We start from the raw sequence: 22136 nt of genomic DNA, 5'->3' as shown, positions 1-22136 counted from the left end.
GCCAGCCGCTACTTCGAGCGCTTCGCCGACCACGGCGTCTCCGTCGCCCAGAAGGTCACCTACCTGGTCACCGGCGCCTGGCAGCCCAATAGCATCGAACACAGCTGACGCCGGTTCCGGCTCTGCGGACACCCCGGACCCTGTCCGGACAAAACGGGCAGTACGACGGCGGCCGGTCACCTCGCAGTGAGGTGACGGGCCGCCGTCGTAGGCGCTGGTGCGCTACTTCTTGCCCTGGTTCGCGACTGCCTTGATTGACTCGGCGGCGGCCTCTGGATCGAGGTAGGTGCCGCCCGGGTTCAGCGGCTCGAAGTTCTCGTCCAGCTCGTAGACCAGCGGGATGCCGGTGGGGATGTTCAGGCCGGCGATGTCCTCGTCGCTGATGCCGTCAAGGTGCTTGACGAGGGCCCGCAGCGAGTTGCCGTGGGCCGTGACCAGGACGGTCTTGCCGGCCTTGAGGTCTTCCTTGATATCCGATTCCCAGTACGGGAGCAGGCGGACCAGGACGTCCTTGAGGCACTCGGTGCGGGGAAGGGCGTCGCCGAGGCCCGCGTAGCGCGGATCATTCGCCTGGGAAAACTCGGAGTCGTCCGCCAGGGGCGGCGGCGGGGTGTCGTAGGAGCGGCGCCAGGTCATGAACTGCTCCTCGCCGTATTCGGCGAGGGTCTGGGCCTTGTCCTTGCCCTGCAGCGCGCCATAGTGGCGCTCGTTGAGGCGCCAGTCGCGCTTGACGTCGATCCAGCCGCGGTCGGCCACGTCGAGGGTCAGGTTCGCCGTGTTGATGGCCCGCTTCAGCCGCGAGGTGTACAGGATGTCCGGGAGGATGTTGTTCTCCACGAGAAGCTCGCCGCCGCGGACCGCCTCGGTGCGGCCCTGGTCGTTAAGGTCAACATCCACCCAGCCGGTGAACAGGTTTTTGGCGTTCCATTCGCTGTGGCCGTGGCGCAGCAGGATCAGCTTGTAAGTCATGGTTTTCATCCTAGCGGAGCGGCTACCTGGGCTGCCGCGCGTTACATTTTCCGTCGGCCTGCCGCCACGCGGGGTCGGAACGTGCCGGCGCCGATCGGGCGGGCGGCGTCATTCGAGGCGGAAGTAGTGGTTTCTTCGTGGCTCCTGGCGAGGGTCGAGGTGGGGCGGGGGGATGAACCAGGGGATGCCGGTGCGGAGCTGGATGGTCCATTGTTCCTTGTGGACCAGGGCGTGGTGGTGATGGGAGCAGAGGATCGTGCCGTTGTCTGTGCCGGTGGACCCGCCGCGGGACCAGTAGCTGATGTGGTGGGCCTCGCACCAGGGCGCGGGGATGGTGCAGCCGGGGAAGGCGCAGCCCTGGTCCCGGGCGGTGAGGGCCTTGCGGATGTGCGGCGGGAAGATCCGTGAGGTCCGGCCGATGTCCAGGATCCTGCCCTCGGTCCCGAGCAGGACCGGGATGATGTCCGCGTCGCAGGCGATCTTCCGCACGGTGCCGGCCATCACGGGGCCGGTGAACAGCAGGGACCCGGTGTTCAGGATTCCCGTGTGTCCCGGGGCCGGGCCCCGGCCGGTCTGGCTGCCGCCGGGTTGGCTGCCGCCGGTGTGGCTGCCGGCCGCGGTGCCGGCGGTGTCCGCGAGCCGTCCGAGGAGGTCCCGGTAGTCGATGGTGACCATGACCTGGGGGCGCAGTCCTCCCGCGGCGGGCAGTCCGCCCGTAGCCAGCGCGGCCTTGCAGGCACCGACGAGGCCGTCGAGGAGTTTCTGCGGCCGGGAGCGGAGGTCCAGCCCCGCCGCGCCGGGCTCATTGTCGTCTTCGCCGCCGGCACGCGGGATCACGGCAGCGGTCCCCCGGGCAGCCGCGGTGGAAGCGGCGGGGGCGGCCCCGGGTTCCTGGCCGTCGCTGGAAGCGCTGGCTGGCCCCGTGGGCCGGGTGCGGGGGTTGGTGGCGGTGTTCATGACGGTGAGGAGCTGTTCGAACTGGTCGGCGGTGGCGAAGATTTCCAGGTGGTGCAGGCCGTGGCGGGTGCGGCGGATGAAGGCGCCCTGGAGCTGGCGCAGCAGTTCTTCGGAGGGTTCGGCGCCGTCCTGGTCCAGGGCGTCGGCCCAGCGCCGGGCGATCCGGACCAGGAAGTCCGGGTCGTTTTCGGCGGCGGTGCGCGTCAGGGCGTGCTCCATCGCCGCCGCGGCCGCGGCGTCGCAGCTGTGCCGGACGCCGTCCAGGGCCAGGGCGATGATGGTCGCGGACCGGGACGGGACCTCCCCGGCGGCGACGGCCTCGCCGAGTTCCGCCCGGAGGGCAGGCATCGGCTGCCGGCCGGCGAGTACCGGGCGGGGCAGGACGCTGCCGGCAAGGGAGAGCCGGCGGCGGGCCTCCGCGGCGCTGATCCGCAGCCGCGCCCGCAGGAACTCCGTGGTGTTCCGGTAACCGTCGTCCACGGCCCCGGACGAGCCGGCCCCCGATGCGTTCCCGGACCCGCCGGCCCCGGCGGCCACGGAGGCCGCCACGGAAGCGGCGGCCCCGGCGGCTCCGCCCGGGCTGCCGGCCAGGCTGTCCGCGGGGCTCTCCCGCCACCCGGTGGCCCACGCCGTGGTGCCCGTGAAAGCCGTTGCCGCCGGCAGTTTCCTGGTCCGGTCCACCGCCCCGGCCGCGACGAGCTGCAGATACTCCACGGTCCGCGAGAGTTCCTCCACCCGGCCGGCGAAATCGGAGGCGTCGGTCAGTCCGAAGCCCGCGGCGTCCTCCACCGCCGTCGAGGCCAGTGTCCGGAGCAAGCCCAGGGCGCGGCCCAGGACAGGCTCTGTGTCCTGCCCCGCCTCCCTGAAGGAGACGAACTCCCTGATGCCTTCCATGAATCAAAATCTACTCGCGGCCTACGACAGTATTGGAGGCCCGCGGCCGCACGGCCCGGGCGTCCAGATACCGCGCCACCCGGACGGGCCGGAATTTACCCCGGGTGGAGGACGCATTGAAGGATAGGGTGGGACTGTGGTGCAGAAGGCTGAACGGGTGGGTCCCTCCGTAATAAACAGCGGGACAAGGGGCGGGAGCAGAACCGGCCGCCCGGTCGGCAATGTGACCCGCGGCACCACCAACCCCAACCGGATGCGCCGGCTGGACCGCTGGCTTACCGGGCCGCAGGGCTGGCGGCTGCGCGCGGCGGCCGACCCGCTCGTCGTCGACCTGGGCTACGGCGCGTCGCCGGCCACCGCCGTCGAACTCTTTGAACGGCTCGCCGTGATCCGTCCGGATGTCCGGATGGTCGGCGTCGAAATCGAGCCGGAGCGGGTGCGGCTTGCCCGGATTCTGGAACGGCCCGGCCTCAGCTTTCAACTGGGCGGCTTCGAACTTCCCGTTCCGGGCCGGCCCGTAGTGGTGCGCGCCTTTAACGTGCTGCGGCAGTACGAGGAGGCCGACGTCGCGGGCATCTGGGCGCTGGTGCAGGGCCGGCTCGCCACCGGCGGCCTGTTCATCGACGGCACCTGCGACGAGATCGGCCGGCGCGTGACCTGGGTGGCGCTCGACACCGAACGGCCGCTGAGCCTGAGCCTGTCCATGCGGTTCGGCAGCTTCGCACTCCCCTCCGAGGTCGCGGAGCGGCTCCCGAAGGCCCTGATCCACCGGAACGTTCCGGGCGAGCGGATCCATGCTTACCTGCAGGCAATGGACAAGGCGTGGCTGGAGGCAGCGCCGCTGGCCTCCTTCGGAAACCGGCAGCGCTGGTCAGCCATGTGCCGGGCCCTGCTCGACGGCGGCTGGCCGGTCCACGACGGTCCGTCCCGTTGGCGGCTGGGGGAACTGACCGTCGGCTGGGAAGCCGTCGCGCCCGGCAGTTAGGGAGCTAGTGGGTCACCAGGGGCCGTAGTGCCCCGTGCTGCGGTTCCCGCCGCGGCCCGCGTCCTTGACCGCGGGGCGCACATCGGCGAGGTAGACGGAGGCCGCCGTCACCGCCGCGAGGCCAAACAGGCCAAGCGTGCCGATGCCGCCGCCCCCCAGCTGGGACACCAGGGAGAGCACGCCGACGGCCAGGGCGCCGCCGGTCAGGGCAAGCCAGAAGGTCTTGGTCCGCTTGGACACGGCTTCGAAGGCGTTGGCTTTGTGGCGGAGGCAGTCGAAGAACGCCCACACCTCAAGAGCCAGGGCCACGAGCGCCAGGACCAGGTAGATCCCGGTTTCGACATAGTAAATCAGTATTCTTCCGTCCACTCCCCCAGCCTAACCGTCCAGGGTGTCCAATGCCTGTTCCAAATCGGCCCAAAGGTCCTCGACGTTTTCGATGCCGACGCTCATCCGGATCAGGTTGTCCGGAACGCTGAGCGGCTCGGCGCTGTGCCGGCGCCGCCGTTCGATCAGGGATTCCACGCCGCCGAGCGAGGTGGCCGGCAGCCACAGCCGCAGGGCGCGGATGATGCGGTCCGCCGCGTCCGCGCCGCTGAGGCCGCCTCCTGGCCCGGCGTTTGCTCCGGCGTCCGGTCCGGCGTCCGGTCCCGGAACGGGGGCGATCTCGATGCACACAATGGAACCGAAACCCTTCATCTGCGCCTTGGCCCGTTCATGGCCGGGGTCCGTGGGCAGTCCCGGGAAACGGATGCTGCCGACCCTCGGGTGCCGGCTCAGCCGTTCCGCCAGGATGGCCGCCGAGGCCTGGGAACGCTCGACGCGCAGGGCCAGGGTGCGCAGCCCGCGCAGCGCCAGCCATGCCTCGAACGGGCCCGCGATGCCGCCGTGGATGGTGCGGTGGTGCAGCAGCGCGGCGCGCAGGCCGGCGTCGGACGTCACCAGGGCGCCCAGCACGACGTCGGAGTGCCCGGAGAGGTATTTCGTCACCGAATGCAGGACGACGTCGGAGCCCAGGGCCAGGGGCTGCTGCACGAGGGGCGTGGAGAAGGTGTTGTCGGTGACGACGACGGCGCCCGCGGCGTGCGCCGCCGCGGTGAGCGCGCGGATGTCCGCGACGCCCAGCATCGGGTTGGTGGGGCTTTCCAGCCAGAGCATGCTGGCCGGTTTCCCGCCGGCCGGGGCCAGCCGTTCCCGGACGGCGTCGGTGTCCGCGATGTCCACGGTGCGCAGTTCCAGGAAGCCCTTCTCCGCCAGTTCCGAGGCCATCACCAGCGAACCCGCGTAGCTGTGGGACGGCATCACGAGCGCGCCGCCGGCCGGGACGAGGGACAGCGCGGAGCTCACGGCGGCGAGGCCGGAGGCATACAGCAGGCCGGGCAGTTCCGCCCCTTCCAGCTGGGCCAGGGCCTCCTCGAAGGGGTCCCAGGTGGGGTTCGAATACCGGCCGTAGCCGCGGTCCCCGTCGCCCAGGGGGCCGGTGCCGAAATACGTCGAGGACAAGACCAGCGGAGGGTTGACCGGCGCATCGCGGTGGCGCGGCGGACGGCCCGCCGCCACGACCACGGTTTCGGCGGAGAGCGAAGCTGCCTGTTGTTCGGAAAGACTCATGCCCACAGGGTACTTCGGGGGCACGCCGGGCTCCCAAGGCGTGACGCCCGAGGCGCCATCCCGCACGGTCCTGTCGGTGATTGTCGGTAGTCTAGAACGGTGACTACCCAGAACCCCGGACTGTTTCCTGGACTGTTCATCGCCTTCGAAGGCGGCGACGGAGCCGGCAAGTCCACGCAGGCGGCAGAACTGGCCGGGGCCCTTGAGTCGCGCGGGCTGACGGTGCTGCGGACCCGCGAACCGGGCGGCACCCCGATCGGCGAAATACTGCGGTCCCTCGTGCTGGACCACGGCCACGGCCACATCGATGCGCACACGGAGGCCCTGATCTTCGCGGCCTCCCGTGCCGCCCACGCGAGCCAGGTCATCCGCCCCGCACTGCAGCGCGGCGAGATCGTCCTCACCGACCGATACATTGACTCCTCGGTCGCCTACCAGGGTGCGGGCCGGGACCTCGGCACGGACGCCGTCCGGGACCTCAATGAATGGGCCACCGCGGGGCTCCAGCCGGACCTGACGGTGCTGCTCGACGTCGACCCCGCGCTGGGCCGCCGCCGGCGCACCGCGGGCGAGGCCGCGGAGGACCGGCTGGAATCCGAAGCGGACGACTTCCACACCAGGATCCGGGCGGCCTTCCTGGACCTTGCCGCGGCCCGTCCGGAGACGTATCTGGTGCTCCCGGCCCACCTGCCGGTCCGGGAACTCGCCGCCCACATCCTCGGGCGCGTCGATTCATTGCTGTCCCGGCCCCACAGCAGGACCGCATGAGCGTCTGGGACGACCTGCAGGGCCAGTCCGCCGTCGTCGCCCAACTGCGCCAGGCGGCCGAGGGCGAAGGGCTGATCCATGCCTGGCTTTTCACCGGCCCGCCGGGGTCCGGCCGGTCCAACGCCGCCAAGGCCTTCGCGGCGGCCCTGAACTGCGACCAGGAGGACGTCACCCTGCGCGGCTGCGGCGAATGCGCGGCCTGCCTGACCATCCTCGGCGAAACCCACTCCGATGTGGCCTTCGTCCGCACCGAGAAGGTGACCATCACCATCGACGAGGCCCGCGAGCTGGTCTCCACCGCCGGGAACCGGCCATCCTCGGCGCGGTGGCGGATCATCGTGGTGGAGGACGCGGACCGGATGGCCGAACGCACCACCAACGTGCTGCTCAAGGCCATCGAGGAACCCACCCCGCGCACCGTGTGGATGCTCTGCGCACCCTCCCCCGCCGATGTCCTGGTGACCATCCGCTCCCGCTGCCGGCCGGTGGCGCTCCGGCTGCCGCCGGCGGACGCCGTTGCGGCCCTGCTGGTCAAGCGCGACGGCGTGGACCCGGGCGTCGCCGAACGCGCGGCCCGGGCGGCGCAGAGCCACGTCGGCATCGCCCGCCGGCTGGCCCGGGACCCGGAAGCCCGGGAGCGCCGGCTGGAAACGGTGCGGTTGCCGCTGACCCTCCGCGGGATCACCGCCGCGGTCCTGATGGCTGAAAAACTGGTCAAGATCGCCACCGAGGAAGCCAACAGCTCCAACGACGAGCGCGACGCCGCCGAGAAGATCGCGCTCCTGGCCACCCTCGGAGCGCCCGAAAGCGGCACCTTGCCCCCGGCCATGCGCGGCCAGGTGAAGCAGCTGGAGGAGGACCAGAAGCGCCGCGCCAAGCGCTCCGTGACCGATTCGCTTGACCGCACCCTGACGGACCTGCTGTCCTTTTATCGGGATGTGCTGATTATCCAGATGGGGAATGCTGTCGAACTCGTCAACGTTGAACTGAGGAGCGACCTCGAAGACTTCGCCCGTCATTCCACCGCCGAAGTCACTCTTGTCCGCATGGACGCCATCAATAAGGCCCGCAAACGGATCACCACCACCAACGTGGCCCCGCTGCTGGCCATCGAGTCCATGGCTGCCAGCCTCATCTGACCCCGTCCCGCCAGACCACCGTCCGGCCCGTTCCGATCCTCAGGGAGAAACCGCATGACGTCTGCCCGACCTCTGCCCGCAAGATTCCGATCCTGGGCGGTCGGTGTGAGGGCTGCCGGTGCCATGGCCCTGGTCCTGGCGGTGGCCTCGTGCGGTCTCTTCGGCGGCGGCGGCCCGAAGAGCGCCAGCCCGGGCCAGCCCGATCCCGCCATCGCCGCTGCGGCTCCCGCCGAGCTCCGCGGCTTCTACTCCCAGCAGGTCGACTGGACGCCCTGCGAATCCAGCTTCACCTGCGCCAAGATCAGGGTCCCGCTGGACTACGGCAAGCCCGACGGCGGCAGCATCGAAATCGCGGCCATCAAACTGGCCACGAAGGGCAGCAAAATGGGCAGCCTGCTGGTCAATCCCGGCGGCCCCGGCGGTTCAGGCTACGACTTCGTCAAGGACGGCGCCACCACCAACATTTCCGAGAATGTCCGCTCAAAATACGACGTCGTGGGCTTTGACCCCCGCGGCGTGAAGCGCTCCGCCCCTGTCACCTGCCTCACCGACAAGGAGCGTGACGAGGCCCGGGCCAAGACCTATGCACTGGATACCGACGCCGGGCTGGAAGCGGCACTCGCGGACAACAAGGTGGTCGCCGCCAAGTGCGCGGAGAAGACCGGACCGGTGCTGGGCCACGTTGACACCGTAAGCGCAGCCAAGGACCTCGACATCCTGCGCGCCGCACTCAACGACACCAAGCTGAACTATCTTGGCTACTCCTACGGGACCTTCCTGGGTTCCACCTACGCCTCGCTGTTCCCGGACAACGTGGGCCGGATGGTGCTGGACGGCGCCATCGACCCGTCGCTGAGCTACGAGGAACTCACGAGCGGCCAGGCCAAGGCCTTTGAAAAGGCCATCAGCGCCTACGCGGCGAACTGCCTGCAGAACAGCGGGTGCCCGCTCAGCGGAAGCACCGAGAACGCCGTCCAGCAGATCCGCGATCTCATCAAGGCCGCGGAGGCAAAGCCCCTGCCGTCCAAGAGCGGCCGGCAGGTCTCGGCGTCGACCTTCGTCAGCGGCTTCATCCTTCCGCTTTACAACGACAAAAACTGGCCACTCCTGACCGGGGCCCTGGCCCAGGCCCGGGCCGGAGACGGCAGCGGCCTGTTGGCGCTCGCGGACTTCGGCGCCGACCGGCAACCCAACGGCAGCTACTCGTCGAACAGCACCTTCGCCTTCAACGCGATCAACTGCCTCGACTACCCGACGGTCTTGGACACGGCAGCGATGCGCGCCGAGGATCAGCAGCTGCGGCAGATCTCGCCAACCCTGGGGTACTACTTTGCTTATGGCGGCGCCAACTGCCAGGACTGGCCGTACAAGGATGTCCGGACGCCCGCCCCGGTGGAGTACAAAGGCTCGGCCCAGATCCTGGTGGTGGGCACCACCGGAGACCCGGCGACCCCCTACGAATGGGCCGGTGAACTGCGCAAGCAGCTCGGGAACGCGTCGCTGCTGACGTGGAAGGGCGAGGGGCACACAGCCTACGGCCGCTCCAACAGCTGCATCACCAACGGCGTGGACGGCTACCTGATCGACGGGAAAGCACCGGCGGACAACACCATCTGCTAAGGCCCGGTGTCCGCTGTCCGCGTTTTTCGGGCGTCCGGCGGCTCATTTTGACCCGGGCGCCGGGACTCCATTACAGTTATCTCTTGCATGATCCGCCCGATTTATTGGGTTCCATGCGGTTGCTTCCTTAGCTCAGTTGGTAGAGCGTCTCACTCGTAATGAGAAGGTCGCCAGTTCGATTCTGGCAGGAAGCTCGGGAAGAACCCCGTGTTTCCGCTGATTCAGCGGGGATACGGGGTTTTTTGTTGGTGTCGGTGGGAAGCCCATGCGGTCAGTAGCGGCCGGTGTGCTCGCCGGAGCCGGGGCTGAAAGAGTTGCAGCAGGTGTTTGTGCCGCCGACAGTAATCTTCTGGCCCGGATAGATGATCGAGCGCATCTGCAGGTTGTTGGCTGCGAGGACCGCGGCGAGGCTTACCCGTTGCGGGCGGCGATGGCGCTGATCAGGGTGGGCAGGACGACGGCCGCCATGGCGCCCCCGGCGGTGACGACGGCCCTCAGGCGCCGGACAGGATGACTACGGAATTCCTCAAAGTGGTGGCGGCCTGTCGTTCCCTGTGGGATCCGGCTGGGCCATGGCAGTGAAAGACCAGGATGTGCACGCATAACCGAAAAGGGCACACACCGCTTATCGATGCGTGCCCTTTTCGGTTTCTTTTACGGTGCAGCGGGGGCGGCCGGAGCCGCCGTATGGAATTCAGGCTTGATGACCGACTCCAGGGAGTATCGGAGCGGGTCGCTAGGCCTACGCGTACTGCCTTCTCCAGCGCACTGGCCGCCCTAAAGTAGGTGGTCAGCTTTCCCTTTGCTTGGCCCCCGGGCAACGGTGCCCGGCACCGCAAACGCTCCGGCAACCAGCAGCCCAGCGAGCAGGAAGCGCCGGCAGCGGGACCGCCATCGCCGTCGGAGCGCTGCTCGACGGCATCCCCGAATCCCTCGGCCTCGGCCTCCGCCTGATCAGTGCGGGCACCGTCAGCCCGGCCGCAGCGCCGCCTACGTCTTCACCGTTTGGGGAACCATCGCCTTACTCAGGGGCATCGCCGCTTGCCTCGGCTTCCTCGCGCTGGACCAGGCCCCGGAGGAACTCGTCGCGTTCATCACCGCCCTCGCGGCCGGCGCCATCCTCGCCATGCTCGCTGACACGATGATCCCGGAGGCGTTCGAGGAGCATCACCTGCTCACCGGCCTCACCGCGTCCGTCGGCTTTGTGACGGCCTTCGCCATCCACATCGCGGGGCGTTAATGCCGCGCAGGCCCGAACCAGCTGGCCAGCGCGTCCTCCAGCCCAGGCTGAGTTCCGTCTCCCGTCCACGCCACATGCCCGTCGGGCCGGATCAACACGGCCGCAGGAGCGCTGACTGAACCGATCACCGGAAGCTCCCACCCGCCGTCGTACGTGGCGTCCACCAACTGCACCCGATCCGCCCACGGCCCCGGGTCGATGCTGCCCGGCGCGCCGAGGTTGAGCAGCACCGCACGGGCATCGTGCAGGAGGGTGAACACGCGCAGCCGGCCGTTGGCGGTGACGACGTCGAGATCGGGCATGCGGCGCCCGAGCAGCGGGTGCCCCTCCCCGAGGTCGTAGCGGACGTCCAGGCCCGAAATGAGCCCGCCCAGCCGCTTCCGGGCCTCATCGATCGTCAGCAGGCCGGCCACCGTGTCGGCCAACGCGCCGATGCGCGGGTCGGCCCGCTGCATGAGCGACTGCGCCATCGTGTGCTTCAGCGCGCGGGCCCCGGCGGGGTGCCGCTCGGCGTGATAGGTGTCCAGCAGACTGTCCGGCGCTATGCCCTTGACCACCTGGGCGAGCTTCCAGCCGAGGTTCACGGCGTCCTGGATGCCGAGCCCGATCCCCTGCCCACCCGAAGGAGCATGGATGTGCGCGGCGTCCCCGGCCAGCAGCACGCGGCCGCTGCGGTAGGCCGCGGCCTGCCGCGTGGCGTCGGTGAACCGCGAGATCCATGTCGGAGTGTGGACCCCGAAGTCGGTGTTATAGACCTCGGTCAGCGCCTTGCCGAGGTCAGCCAGGGTGGGCTCGGTCGCCGGTCCAAGTTGCTTCTCGGTCACGACCACCCGCATGGTTCGCCCGTCCTCCATCAGGTGCAGCCCGTGGATCCCCACCTCGTCGATGCGGATGCCCGCCGGCGTCTCCTCGGTCACCTCCACTTCGGCGATCAGGCTGCTCCTCGTCGCATCCCAGCCGGGGAACTCGATGCCGGCTGCCTTGCGGACAGCACTTCGCCCGCCGTCGGCGCCGACCAGGTACAGCGCGCGCATCGGCCCGCCGTCGGCGAGATGCACGTCGACCCCGCTGTCGTCCTGGGCGAAGCCGCCCACCTCGAGCCCCCGATGGACCGGCACACCCAGCTCCTCGATCCAGCCGGCCAGGATCCGCTCAATATGGTTCTGCCACAGGCCGAGCGTGTAAGGGTGCCGTGTAGGAAAGTCGCTCACGTCCAGCGTCGTGTTCCCGAAGAACGCCGCCTGGACGCGCTGGCCCTCGGCGAGGAACCGGTCGGCAATCCCGCGCTGATCGAGGATTTCGATCGTCCGCGAGTGGAACCCGCCCGCACGCGAGCCCACCAGCTCCGGCGTCGGGCGGCGCTCCACAATCGCCGCATCCACCCCCGCCAGCGTCAGCTCACCGGCCAGCATCATCCCAGTCGGACCGCCTCCGGCAACGATCACATCAACCATCACGACCCCCACCTCCCTAAGCGTTTTCTGTGCACCTTTTCCGGGCACGTCTGAGCCAGTTTGAGGCATGACGGGGGCCTTGCCGCAAGCCCCCTTGTGCGCGATAAATTGGAAGACCTCGCCGAATGCCTTCAGCCGGCAAACAGGTGCGGCCCTGACTGCCATCGAGGCCAGTAGCCAGTCTTTCGAGGCTCCGGAACTGGAAACGGATCGAACGGGGGTTATCGTGCCGATGCCCCTGACGAACCGAATAGTCCATAACTTGCTGAAGAACCTGCCTTGCCATGGCCGCCGTCCTGTCCCCAGTTCCGGCCTCATTCTCGTACATGCCAAGAATCGCTTTTTCACAGTCCGGGTAGTGAGGCCGGCCACGCGCGCCTTGCCAAGGGCGGGCAGGACTTGGTGACGCAGGTTGCTCTCATAGGACTCCCAGGTCTGCATCCGAAGTCCTGCGGTGGGAGTTTTCCGGTCTGGGCGGTGCTGTCGATTTTTAGTGGGGCTGGTTTGCGGGCTTCCAACCACTGACCGGCAAGCACGGCTACGGTGAGAACAGCGTCCTCAACCGCTACAGCGGTTTGGCCCTCTGCCGCTGTGATGGCCATCCGTACAGCCCAGCTCGAGATTGCCGGACCAGGAACGAGTCCGCCGGCGAACGGCTGAATAGCCTGACCCGCCAACAGGGCAGCATCCTCCGGAAGCGGCCCTGTTGCGTTCCCGGGGTCAGCTGCGGCCGCCAAGGCGGGACCGCAACAGTCCTCCGATGATGCCGGCCAGAGCCGCGGGCACCGCGAACAGGGCTCCGAGGTGCGGCAGCAGGCTGTCTCCGATCACCAGGTTCAGGCAGCCGACGACGATGGCCGGGGCTGCCACCGCCAGGGTGACCCGGAGCGGATCCGTCCGGAGACGGGACCAGGCGGCTGAGGCCAGAATCACCAGTGCCCCGGCAAGGATGAGCGTGTTTCCGGTCCGGTCCCGTTGGAAGGCATCCGTGACGGTCCCGAGATAGAACTTCTGGGCCAGGCCCAGGACCAGCAGGACCAGTCCGAAAGCGGTGAAGGCAGCCCACATGACCCGGCCTGGAACTGAGCTCCGTGCCGTCATGGCACCTCCCCCTGTCATTTGGTGAACTCGAAGGCGGCCTGGCGGACCCTGCCGCCGTCGAGGGTGAGGCTGAATGCCCGGCGTGTTCCGGCCCACTTCTGACTTCCAGACATAACTGTAGGTGCGTGGCGCCCGATCGTACGCTCGTGAACCGCTGGCCGGGGTCGAGGTGGCCGTATGAGCGATGTACCAGCCGACGAAGGCCCCGAATCCGACGGAGACGAAAACCCCCGAGATTTTCTCGCCGACGCGCTCTCCCCTGTCGTTGACCCGGACTATGACTCCCGAGCCTCGGCACAGACCGGGGATCACCGGGCCGGCGAGGACGACCCGAAAGACTGAGCGGCCTTCGGGGACTCCGGGGCTGAACACGGCGAGCGCCGCAACCGCAGGCCCATCAGCCGGGCCAATCAGTGCAGGGCCCAGTCACCCGACGTGGATGCGTGGTCTTCGCGCAGGATCGGGCTCGTGCCTGCGCAGGATCTCGCGCACCACCGGCGGCGTGTCGCCGCGGCCCAGGAGGAGGTAGCGCATCAGGTGCGCCAGGGGGCTGCCTTCCGACCATTCGAAGTAGGCGTGCGGAATGACCCCCGCGGCGTCCCGGAGCGCGAGCAGGATTGCTGCGATGGCGTTGGGCGCGGCAGGGCTTTCGACGCGCAGGACGCGGTAGCCCGCCACCTCGACACCGTGCACGGAAAGCGTGCCGCCGAAGTTGGACGGGTCGATGATGTCGACTTCAAGGAAGATGACGTCGGCGGCGCCGGGCACGGCGTTGTGGCCGCGTTGTTCGAATTCCTTCTCCGCGTATTCCTGTGCGTCCCCGGCCTGGCGGCGGTTCGCGATGAGGTTCAGCGCGCCGTCGTAATCCAGGGAGTCGGTGATGAACCGGCGGGCGGTCTCATCAAACTGGATCAGGTCAGCGCGCAGCTCCGTGGTCCGCGCCACCCGGGACACCAGCGAGATGGCGACAATGCCCAGGATGAAGAAGGCCGAGATGGTCAGTCCGTCGGGTTTTTCGACGACGTTGGCGCCGAGCGCGTAGAGCAGGATGAGCGACAGCAGGGCGAACGCGGGCCCGGCCTGCCGCTGCCGGCGCCGGAAAGCGGAGATCGTGACGGCGACCGATCCGGAGACCATCATGGCCAGGACCCCGGTGGCGTAGGCGCCCGCCTGGGCGTTGACGTCCGCACGGAACGCGATGGTGATCAGCACGCTGACTGCCGTGTAGACGAGCACGACAGGGCGGACGGCCCGGCCCCATTCCGGGGCCATGCCGTACGAGGGCAGGTATCGCGGAACGATATTGATCAGGCCCGCCATGGCGGAGGCACCGGCAAACCACAGGATGAGGATGCTGCTGATGTCATAGATGGTGCCGAAGGTGTTGCCCAGCTGCTGGTGCGCCAGGTACGCGAGGGCCCGTCCGCTGGCCTGTCCCCCGGGCTGAAATTCCTTCGCCGGGATCAGCACGGTGGTGACAAAGCTGCTGCCGAGGAGATAGACGCTCATGATGGCGGCCGCCGCCGTCAGTAATTTGCGGGTGTTCCTGACCCGGGAGGCCAGGCGTTCTTCCGGCGTCCTTCCCTCCGCGGCGACGAGGGGCATCATGCTCACGCCGGTTTCGAATCCGGACAGGCCGAGAACCAGCAGCGGGAAGGCAATCAGCGCCGGTCCCGCGATGCCGCCGGGTCCGCCGCGGGCGGCCAGGTCCCCGGTCCAGCGGGCCAGGACGGCAGGATCACCGGCAACCTCGACGACCCCGGCCACTATGACGACGGCGTTGAGCAGCAGGAACACCGCCACGAGGGGAATGGCCACGACGACGGCCTCGCTGAATCCCAGCAGGAACACCCCGCCCAGGACCAGCAGCAACACCACGGTGACGGGTACGGCCTGGCCCTGCAGGACATCATGGAGGTACGGGTTCTCCAGCATGTGCACGGTGGCGTCGGCCGACGAGAGGGTGATGGTGATGATCCACGACGTCGCAACAAATCCGAGCAGGACCAGGACGAAGATCTTTCCGCGCCAGAACGGCAGGAGGTTCTCCAGCATGGCCACGGACCCCTGGCCGTGGGGGCTCTCCTGGGCTACCCTGCGGTACATCGGCAGCATGCCCAGTAGGGTCAGGGCAACGATCAGCAGCGTCGCCAGCGGGGAGAGCGCCCCGGCCGCCAGCGCGGCGATGGCCGGCAGATAGGACAGGGTGGAGAAATAGTCCACGCCCGTCAGGCACATGACCTTCCACCATGCTTGCGGGCCGGCGTGTTCCTCTGCGCTTTCCGGGCCCACCACGGGCTGGACACGGTCCTCCAGCAACCACCTTGCCAGGCCGGTGTTCCGGGCGGTGTCCGGCGGAGGCCGCCTGATCTCCGCAGGGATGGCGTATCGCTCCGTACCGCTCATCTGCGTCCCCTGTAGTTCCCGGTTCAACGCACCCGGACGTCCAAGACCCGTCGGTCCAAACATAGTCCCCGTTCAGGGCAAAAGACCCGTGCCCGGGAAAAATCTTGACGTTATTTTGATGCCGGGGCAGACGCGGGATAACGGCACGGGCCGGCGGAAACCGGGTTCTGAAAAGGGGAGCGGAATCGGGCCCGGGTGCTATGGATGACAGCGCTTCGGCGGGTCGCCGCAGCCTCCGGACGTGCGACCTTCGAAGTCATCCGGGAGCGGCTCGGCCCCCGGGCCGGCCTTGCCAGCTCCGGCTCCGGGAAGGATTCACGGCGTACAGCCCCTCCCTGGATGACTCCGGCCAGGAATGACGCGCAGCCGTCAGGCCCGCCGTAGTGGAAAGTCATTGACAACGCCCCCATCCAGGACTAGAACGTCACTACCGCTGTGGTGGTTGCCGGCCCTGCCCAAGGCTTGCCGGTCTGCCGAAACACGTGACGGCCTCGGAAAGGACCATTCAGACACGGTGATCAGGGCGCAACGAACGCCCCCTCCCCCACCTCATCACGCCGCTGTCCGCGGCCCGCGGCGCGGCGCGCTTCCTTCCAGAGATAGGGAAACCCATGAAGTCTCCTCTCCCTCAAGTGGGTTCGCCCGGGATCGCGCGCCGGGCTGCCACCTCCGCGGCGGTCTTCGTCCTGATGACGGCAGGCCTGCTGGCCGGCTCCGCGCCGGTCGCCGCGTCCGATGTCCTCGGCGGCATCGACATGCAGCGCGCCTGCAACACGCAATATTACGACGCCTTCCACTTCCGGGCCGTCCTCCTGGACCGGAACGACGCCGGCAGCTGGCGGTGCGTCAAGGATTCCGACACCACCAACCGGATCGACCTCGATCTGGCATGCATGATCCAGTACGGCTCCGGGGCCCGCGCGGGACTGACGTTCTCGTGGGACCCGAACTCCTGGTACTGCCGGCGGTAGCCGCGGCCCAGAGGTCGTCGGCCTATGATTCTTGCATGGCAGACGGGGAACTGGCGGGCATTGCAGGGCAGCTCTACGGCCTGCCGTTTGATGATTTTGTGGGCGCCCGGACGGCCGCCGCCAAGGAAGTGGCCGGTGAGGTTCCCGCCGGCCAGGAACAGCGGTCCCTGGCCACCGAGGTCCGGTCCCTGCCCAAACCGTCCGTGGGAGCCTGGGCAGTGAACATGCTCGCGGCGCTCCGTCCCGGAACGCTTCGGGAGCTGGCCGAGTTGGGACAGTCCATGCGCGCGGCGCAGTCCGCCTTGGATGCGGCGGAATTGCGCAGGCTGGGCCAGGAACGGCGCCTGCTCCTGAACCTCGCGGTGAAGGCTGCCCGCGCCGTGGCGGAGCAGCAGGGGCGGAAGATCAGCGATGCGGTCGCCACGGAAGTTGAACAGACGCTGCGGGCGGCCACGGCCGACGAGGGAGCCGCCGCTGCCGTGCGGAGCGGCAGGCTGCTGCGGACACTGTCCGCGGACGGGGTCGACGTCGTCGATCTGGCAGGTGCCGTCGCGGTACCCGCTGGTGCCGGGCCCGCTGGAGCCGCGGCCGCCGGTGCGGCGCCCTCGGGAGCCGTCCCGGCAGCGGCCGCCGGTAAGCGGCCGGCGGAACAGCCGGCGGAGCAGCCCAGGTTGCGGGCCGTCCGGGAGGCGCCCCGGAGGCCCGCACCCTCGGCGCGGGAACGCGCCCAGGCCGGGCTGCGGGACGCCGAGGAGGCGGCCCGCTCGGCTGTGAGGGAAGGCCGCCGCTACGAGGCGGAACTGGCGGAGGCGACCGCGGCAGCAGCCACGCTGGCCGAGGAGACGCAATCCCTCAGGGAGCAGCTGGAGCGGGCCGAGGAGGAGCTCAAGGCGGCGCGGAAACGGCGTGACGTGGCAGCCGCCAGGGCCCAGCAGGCCGCCCGCGCCGCGGACAAGGAACGGCGCAAAGAGGATCTGGCCCGGGAACGTGTGCTGCGGCTCGGCAACACGCCGGAGTGATTGGCCTGTACTGTCAGGGGCCGGTCGCAGACTGGATTCATGGAAAACAACCAGGACCCTGTTTGTGGAGACGCTGTTTGTGGAGACGCTGTCCGTGGCTACGCCGGCTACGGGGCGGCAGCGTATGCGGAAGTCAGGTACTTCGAAGTGACGTACTGGGACACCGACTGCGGCCGCGTCCGCACCGAAATCTTCGACGACGCCGCAGCCGCGGAACGTTTCGCCGACCGGAGTGTCGCGGATGAGGACGGCTGGGCCGTCGTCGACCCCGTTCCCCTGCGGCGGGGCCGCGCCGCCGCCTGATCGGGCTCTCCAAGGGCTCGCCGGTCCGGCCGACGCAGGGCCGGAGCTATGCCAGGCGCATAACCCGGGAAGGGAAGTCCTGCTCAGCCGGACTCCCGGACTCCCGGGGCGCCTTCAGCCAGCCGCCGTTCGGCGTCGTTGACCTGTTCCAGCACGGATTCCGCGCGCCGCCGCACCGACGCGGCGCCCGCAGGGACAGCCCCGAGGCCGAGCCTGAGCATGGCCGCCGCTTCCGCCGTCGTGGCCAGGGAGTTGCCGGCCATGGACAGCGAGCGGTGCACGGCCGCCAGCGCTCCCGGGTTGTCCAGACCGTCGCTGGGTGAGCGCCGCTGCGCCTCGACGCAGATCCGCCGGACCCGGTCCGAGACGGCGGACAGCTCGTCGGCGATGTCCACGAGTTCGGCGTAGTGGGTTTCGTCCTCCACCCCTTCCAGGACCTGGTGGTACCGGTCCAGCCCGCGCGTGAAGCGGCCGTGGGCACGCCGCCACAGGCCCTTGCCGAGTTCGGCGTCGTCTTTCCGTCCCTGCCGGGCGGCACTGAAGAATCCCAAGGGTGTCCTAGAGGTACTGGCCGGGGCCGTGGTCCGGGTCGGCGGGCACCGGACGCTGCGAGGGAGCCGCGCCGGGCCTCGGCGCGGCGGCGCGCTGCGGTTCACCGTTCTCCCCGATGATCACGCCGGGGGCGATCATGGTCCCGGGCGGCAGCTGGCGGAGCTGCATCTGCGCGAAGGCGTGCTCCCGCGCGGCGTGCTGCGCCGCGATCGCCGTCTGGATGCCGTGGAAGAGGCCTTCGAGCCAGCCGACCAGCTGGGCCTGGGCAATCCGCAGTTCGGCGTCCGAGGGGGTGGCGTCCTCGGGGAACGGAAGGTGGATCCGTTCGAGTTCCTCGACGAGTTCGGGGGCGAGCCCGTCCTCCAGCTCCCTGATGGAGCGTTCATGGATTTCGGCCAGCCGGACGCGGGCCGCATCGTCCAGCGGCGCAGACTTCACTTCGTCCAGCAGCTGCTTGATCATGGTGCCGATCCGCATGACTTTCGCCGGTTGGTCCACCAGGTCCTGGAGCTGGCTGCCTTTGGGCACAGCGGCCAGCCCGGCAGCGGCTGCCTGGGCGGAGCCGGGTGGCGTCGGGGTCAGGCGTGGCGTCGGGCTGAGGCCGTGTGGCGTCCGGCGCCCGTCGGCCACGGCCGGGTCGTCGTCCAGGGTGGTGCCTTCGACGGGCACATCGTCGCCGGTCTGGGGTCCGTTCGGATCGCTCATGCTTCATACTCTCACGGTGCGGTACGCACGGATCGTGTCGTCTTCCCCTGTTGCTTTCCCGCGCTGCCAAGCGCGTCACGAAACAGCGGAAGGCGCCGTCGGACACTGTTGTGCCGGACGGCGCCTTCCGGCGGCGGCCTCAACCGGTCAGCAGCACCGGCCCTGCGGGTTGCTGTCCTGGCGGTCGTTCCGGTCCCGCCAGAACTCACGCTCGGTCATCGGCGGATCCGTGTGCCCGGAGGCGGCATGATGCTCCAGGTATTTCTCGTACGCGTCCGCGCCCAGGACCCCGTTCAGGTAGTGGGCCAGCCCCCGGAATCCCGCCAGCATGGCATTCATCGCCGGCTCCGCATCAGTGGCGCCTGGCCGTCTCGAAACGCTGCCCGGCCGGCAGCTTGTCCCACTGCGCCATCAGCTCGCGTTCGGCGGCCGTCGGAATGAGGCCGGCCGGGGCGAACACCCGGGACGCGCGGGCCGGATCCTCGTGGTCGGCGTTCGGAATCCCCTTGGCTGCGTTGCGGAAGGACGTCACGGTGGCCGCGAGCGCAGTGACGATGACGATGATGCTGAGGACCACGAAGATCACCGACAGCCACCCCTGGATCATGGTGTTGCGGACCACTGCCTCCATGGCCGCGACGGTCTTGGCGGTTCCGAAGGACGTCTTGCCTTCCGCCAGCGCCTTGGAGAAGGCGGCGTTGTTGGCGAAGTAGCCCACAGCCGGAGTGGCGGAGAAGATCTTCTGGTAGCTGGCCGTGATGGTGACAACGGCCGCGAACGCCAGCGGGAGGGCCGCGATCCACAGGTACCTGAAGGAGCCTCGCTTGGCCACGATGGCCAGGCAGACGGCCAGCGCAATGGCGGCCAGCAGCTGGTTGGCGATGCCGAACAGCGGGAAGAGCGTATTGATGCCGCCCAGCGGATCCGTGACGCCCATCAGGAGCACGGCACCCCAGGCGCCCACCATGACGGCGGTGCAGAGCCAGGCCCCCGGCCGCCAGGAGTGCTCCTTGAACTTCGGCACGAGGTTGCCGATCGAATCCTGCAGCATGAACCGCGCCACCCGGGTGCCGGCGTCGACCGCGGTGAGGATGAACAGGGCCTCGAACATGATGGCGAAGTGGTACCAGAAGGCCATCATCGCGGTGCCGCCGATGAACTGCTGCATGATGTGGGCGAGGCCCACGGCCAGGGTGGGCGCGCCGCCGGTGCGGGAGATGATGCTCTCTTCACCGACATTGGCGGCCGTCTCAGAGAGCAGGCCCGGGCTGAGGTTCACGCCGGACAGGCCCAGGCTGTTGACCCAGGCGGCGGCGGTTTCCACGGTGCCGCCGGTCAGGGCAGCGGGAGCGTTCATCGCGAAGTAGAGCCCGCGGTCGATCGAGATCGCGGCCACCAGTGCCATGATCGCCACGAAGGACTCCATCAGCATGCCGCCGTAACCGATGTAGCGGCTCTGGCGTTCCTTCTCTATCAGCTTCGGCGTGGTGCCGGAGGAGATCAGCGCGTGGAAGCCCGACAGGGCACCACAGGCGATCGTCACGAACAGGAAGGGGAAAAGCGCTCCCGGGAAGACCGGGCCGTTGTCGCGGCTGGCGAATTCGCTGAACGCCGGGACGGTGATCTCGGGGCGGACCACGATGACGGCAAGGGCCAGCATCGCGATGACGCCGATCTTCATGAAGGTGGACAGGTAGTCACGCGGGGCCAGCAGCAGCCAGACCGGCAGGATCGCGGCGATGAAGCCGTAGACGATGAGGGCCCAGGCGAGGGTGACCTTGTCCAGGGTGAAGAGCGCGGCACCCCATTCGGTGCCGGCGACGGCGCCGCCGCCGATGATGGCCGCCAGGAGGAGCACGAAGCCGATCAGCGAGACTTCCAGGATCTTGCCCGGGCGGAGGTGACGGAGGTAGACGCCCATGAAGAGGGCGATCGGGATGGTCATGCCGACGGAGAAGACACCCCACGGGCTTTCGGCCAGCGCGTTCACGACCACGAGGGCCAGGATGGCAACGATGATCACCATGATCAGCAGGGTGGCGACCAGCGCGGCGGTGCCGCCGATGACGCCGAGTTCCTCGCGGGCCATCTGGCCCAGGGAACGGCCGCCGCGGCGCATGGAGAAGAACATGACCAGGTAGTCCTGGACTGCGCCTGCCAGGACGACGCCGATGATGATCCAGATGGTGCCCGGGAGGTAGCCCATCTGGGCGGCGATGATCGGGCCCACCAGCGGGCCGGCGCCGGCGATCGCGGCGAAATGGTGGCCGAACAGGACGTTGCGGTCCGTGCGGACGTAGTCCTTGCCGTCGGCTTTGTATTCCGCCGGGGTGGCACGGCGGTCGTTCGGCCGGAGCAGGTGGCGCTCAATGAACTTGGAGTAGAAGCGGTAGCCGATCAGGTAGGTGCACACTGCGGCAAACACGAACCAGATGGCGTTGACGGTCTCGCCGCGGACAATCGCCACCATGAACCAGGCAACGGCGCCCAACAGGGAGATCGCCACCCACAGTGCGATCTTTGCGGGCGTCCATTTCCGTTCCTCGGCTTCCCGTACGGCCTCGTCCACGGACGGGGCCGGAAGGGCCGGGTCCGGGGTCGGGCCGTCGTCGAGTCCTGCGCTACGCGGCTTGCCATCAGGCATTGTGCTCATGTCTCCTCCTTGGGGACCCGCTTAAAAAAGGCTAGCCCTCCTGCCGGGCCCATGGCACCCTACCAACCCTGCCTTCCCGGCGGAACGGTCCCGCGCCCGGCGCAAAGGTCCTGCGCCCGGCGGGGGTGACGGCGCGACGAACGGTCGGGGAGGCGCCCGACGGGGGCCCTATCGCGGCGGGTTCGCCAGCTGCATGAGCCGGGCTTCGCAGAGATCCAGCCAGCGGACCTCTGCTTCGGTCTGGAAGACGAGGGAGTCCAGGACCAGGAGCCTGGCGGTGTCGGCCGGCCGCTGCCGCGCCGACATGTCGCGCCGGGACTTGGTGTAGTCCTGCAGGGCCTTGATGGAGACGCTGCGCTGGGTCTGGATGATGGCTCCGACGTCGACTCCGGGAATGGTCAGGCCGAGGGCCAGTTTGATGGCCAGCTCGTTCCGCGGCGGATTGGTGCGGGCCACGGGGGAAGCGAACCAGCCGCCGGCTTCGGCCAGGCCGTCCTCGGTGATGCTGTAGATGACGTGGCCTTCGCCGTCGCCGCCCTCTTTGCGGACGAGGCCGTCACGCTCCAGACGGTCCAGGGTGGTGTACACCTGCCCGATGTTCAGCGGCCAGGACGAGCCGGTGCGGTCCTCGAATTCGGCCCTGAGCTGGTAACCGTAGCGCGGCCGGTCCTGCAGCAGGGCCAGGAGGCTGTGACGGATGGACATTGTGCTCCCGGAGGTAGCCGGACGACGGTATACACGCGCCCCAAGACGCGTGTATACCGCGTATATGCTCACAGTAGCGTCATT

General features: G+C 68.8%; 20 protein-coding genes, 1 tRNA gene and 2 pseudogenes. 11 read left to right on the top strand and 12 right to left on the bottom strand.

Annotation, left to right across the window (positions count from 1 at the left end):
* Positions 1–108: pseudogene (locus J9611_RS21775) on the top strand (phosphate signaling complex protein PhoU); the annotation flags it as partial.
* Between the two features lie 114 nt (positions 109–222).
* Here J9611_RS21775 and J9611_RS07315 read toward each other — a convergent pair.
* Positions 223–969 (bottom strand): phosphoglyceromutase, encoded by a 747-nt coding sequence (locus tag J9611_RS07315; protein WP_211878939.1) that lies wholly within the window; start codon positions 967–969, stop codon positions 223–225.
* A 108-nt stretch (positions 970–1077) separates the two neighbouring features.
* Positions 1078–2820: an HNH endonuclease signature motif containing protein gene (locus J9611_RS07310; protein WP_211878937.1), complete on the bottom strand. Its 1743-nt coding sequence runs from the start codon at positions 2818–2820 to the stop codon at positions 1078–1080.
* Between the two features lie 136 nt (positions 2821–2956).
* Here J9611_RS07310 and J9611_RS07305 point away from each other — a divergent pair, with 136 nt between their 5' ends.
* Positions 2957–3805, top strand: coding sequence for a class I SAM-dependent methyltransferase (locus tag J9611_RS07305; RefSeq protein WP_211878935.1), 849 nt, complete (start codon positions 2957–2959; stop codon positions 3803–3805).
* 12 nt (positions 3806–3817) lie between these two features.
* On the opposite strand, the gene J9611_RS07300 is transcribed toward J9611_RS07305, so the two are convergent.
* Positions 3818–4174 (bottom strand): DUF2516 family protein, encoded by a 357-nt coding sequence (locus tag J9611_RS07300; protein ID WP_211878933.1) that lies wholly within the window; start codon positions 4172–4174, stop codon positions 3818–3820.
* Positions 4175–4183: 9 nt separating this feature from the next.
* Entirely contained in the window at positions 4184–5416 is a 1233-nt protein-coding gene (locus tag J9611_RS07295; RefSeq protein ID WP_211878931.1) for a trans-sulfuration enzyme family protein, read from the bottom strand.
* 99 nt (positions 5417–5515) lie between these two features.
* Between J9611_RS07295 and tmk the strand changes: the two genes are divergently transcribed.
* The 5 genes and pseudogenes from tmk to J9611_RS07270 all read left to right on the top strand — a co-directional run.
* Positions 5516–6184 carry a dTMP kinase gene (tmk, locus tag J9611_RS07290; protein WP_211878929.1) on the top strand — a complete coding sequence of 223 codons (669 nt, stop codon included), beginning with the start codon at positions 5516–5518 and terminating at the stop codon, positions 6182–6184.
* On the top strand, positions 6181–7323 hold the full coding sequence (locus J9611_RS07285) for a DNA polymerase III subunit delta' (protein WP_211878927.1): 1143 nt from the start codon (positions 6181–6183) through the stop codon (positions 7321–7323). The genes tmk and J9611_RS07285 overlap by 4 nt, the downstream gene beginning before the upstream one ends.
* 54 nt (positions 7324–7377) lie before the next feature.
* Positions 7378–8943 carry an alpha/beta hydrolase gene (locus J9611_RS07280; RefSeq protein WP_211878925.1) on the top strand — a complete coding sequence of 522 codons (1566 nt, stop codon included), beginning with the start codon at positions 7378–7380 and terminating at the stop codon, positions 8941–8943.
* Positions 8944–9064: 121 nt separating this feature from the next.
* Positions 9065–9137 (top strand) — tRNA-Thr (locus tag J9611_RS07275).
* Between the two features lie 628 nt (positions 9138–9765).
* Positions 9766–10183: pseudogene (locus J9611_RS07270) on the top strand (ZIP family metal transporter); the annotation flags it as partial.
* Here the strand turns inward: J9611_RS07270 and J9611_RS07265 are convergent.
* Positions 10180–11637: an FAD-dependent monooxygenase gene (locus J9611_RS07265; RefSeq protein ID WP_211878949.1), complete on the bottom strand. Its 1458-nt coding sequence runs from the start codon at positions 11635–11637 to the stop codon at positions 10180–10182. The pseudogene J9611_RS07270 and the gene J9611_RS07265 overlap by 4 nt on opposite strands.
* 720 nt (positions 11638–12357) lie before the next feature.
* Positions 12358–12738, bottom strand: a complete 381-nt coding sequence (locus tag J9611_RS07260; RefSeq protein ID WP_211878923.1) for a hypothetical protein — start codon at positions 12736–12738, stop codon at positions 12358–12360.
* Between the two features lie 177 nt (positions 12739–12915).
* Here J9611_RS07260 and J9611_RS07255 point away from each other — a divergent pair, with 177 nt between their 5' ends.
* Positions 12916–13080 carry a hypothetical protein gene (locus tag J9611_RS07255; RefSeq protein WP_211878921.1) on the top strand — a complete coding sequence of 55 codons (165 nt, stop codon included), beginning with the start codon at positions 12916–12918 and terminating at the stop codon, positions 13078–13080.
* A gap of 84 nt (positions 13081–13164) precedes the next feature.
* Here the strand turns inward: J9611_RS07255 and J9611_RS07250 are convergent, their stop codons facing one another.
* Positions 13165–15144, bottom strand: a complete 1980-nt coding sequence (locus J9611_RS07250; protein WP_211878920.1) for an APC family permease — start codon at positions 15142–15144, stop codon at positions 13165–13167.
* Between the two features lie 611 nt (positions 15145–15755).
* On the opposite strand from J9611_RS07250, the gene J9611_RS07245 reads away from it, so the two are divergent.
* Genes J9611_RS07245 through J9611_RS07235 form a run of 3 tightly spaced genes read left to right on the top strand, consistent with a single transcriptional unit; the run spans position 15756 to position 17437 of the window.
* Entirely contained in the window at positions 15756–16115 is a 360-nt protein-coding gene (locus J9611_RS07245; RefSeq protein WP_211878919.1) for a hypothetical protein, read from the top strand.
* A 35-nt stretch (positions 16116–16150) separates the two neighbouring features.
* Complete coding sequence (locus J9611_RS07240; protein WP_211878918.1) at positions 16151–17134, top strand: hypothetical protein; 984 nt, start codon at positions 16151–16153, stop codon at positions 17132–17134.
* Positions 17135–17173: 39 nt separating this feature from the next.
* Positions 17174–17437 carry a hypothetical protein gene (locus tag J9611_RS07235; protein WP_211878951.1) on the top strand — a complete coding sequence of 88 codons (264 nt, stop codon included), beginning with the start codon at positions 17174–17176 and terminating at the stop codon, positions 17435–17437.
* An 83-nt stretch (positions 17438–17520) separates the two neighbouring features.
* Here J9611_RS07235 and J9611_RS07230 read toward each other — a convergent pair whose 3' ends face one another.
* The 5 genes from J9611_RS07230 to J9611_RS07210 form a co-directional block, all read right to left on the bottom strand.
* On the bottom strand, positions 17521–17988 hold the full coding sequence (locus J9611_RS07230; RefSeq protein WP_211878917.1) for a hypothetical protein: 468 nt from the start codon (positions 17986–17988) through the stop codon (positions 17521–17523).
* A 7-nt stretch (positions 17989–17995) separates the two neighbouring features.
* On the bottom strand, positions 17996–18694 hold the full coding sequence (locus J9611_RS07225; RefSeq protein ID WP_211878916.1) for a bacterial proteasome activator family protein: 699 nt from the start codon (positions 18692–18694) through the stop codon (positions 17996–17998).
* Between the two features lie 147 nt (positions 18695–18841).
* Entirely contained in the window at positions 18842–19033 is a 192-nt protein-coding gene (locus J9611_RS07220; protein ID WP_211878915.1) for a YbdD/YjiX family protein, read from the bottom strand.
* A 13-nt stretch (positions 19034–19046) separates the two neighbouring features.
* Positions 19047–21347: a carbon starvation CstA family protein gene (locus J9611_RS07215; protein WP_211878914.1), complete on the bottom strand. Its 2301-nt coding sequence runs from the start codon at positions 21345–21347 to the stop codon at positions 19047–19049.
* Positions 21348–21515: 168 nt separating this feature from the next.
* Entirely contained in the window at positions 21516–22052 is a 537-nt protein-coding gene (locus tag J9611_RS07210) for a PadR family transcriptional regulator (protein WP_211878913.1), read from the bottom strand.
* Positions 22053–22136: the final 84 nt, after the last annotated feature.

The organism is Pseudarthrobacter albicanus (assembly GCF_018224015.1).
In the GTDB taxonomy this organism is placed as follows: domain Bacteria; phylum Actinomycetota; class Actinomycetes; order Actinomycetales; family Micrococcaceae; genus Arthrobacter; species Arthrobacter albicanus.
Note: the sequence above shows the minus strand (reverse complement) of the source record. Positions and strands in the feature narration are given on the sequence as shown.